The organism is Winogradskyella poriferorum (genome assembly GCF_050618035.1).
GTDB lineage: Bacteria > Bacteroidota > Bacteroidia > Flavobacteriales > Flavobacteriaceae > Winogradskyella > Winogradskyella poriferorum_A.
This window is the reverse complement of sequence record NZ_JBODPY010000342.1, coordinates 1-209: the sequence shown is the minus strand read 5'-3', so window position 1 is coordinate 209 and position 209 is coordinate 1. Positions and strand designations below refer to the sequence as shown.

At 35.4% G+C, this 209-nt stretch carries 1 pseudogene; it reads right to left on the bottom strand.

The features are described from left to right. Nucleotides 1-152 (bottom strand): annotated as a pseudogene (locus tag ACRHOC_RS16010) (RNA polymerase subunit sigma-24); the annotation flags it as partial. Nucleotides 153-209 lie beyond the last annotated feature (57 nt).

Here is a 209-nt window from a genome sequence, read left to right as displayed (position 1 = left end):
ATATCTTCGGTTATGTCCTTATCATAAACCTTCGAATATATAAAACTGTAGATTCGTTGCTTGTGCCTTTCTATTAACACAGCTAATGCATTTTCGTCGCCCCGTATGTAATTGGATACCAACGTAGGGTCTTGGATAAGTTCTTTCTTCATAATAATTACTTTAATGCCTAGCAACTATGTTAGTAGACTTGGGGTTTCTAGCTTTTT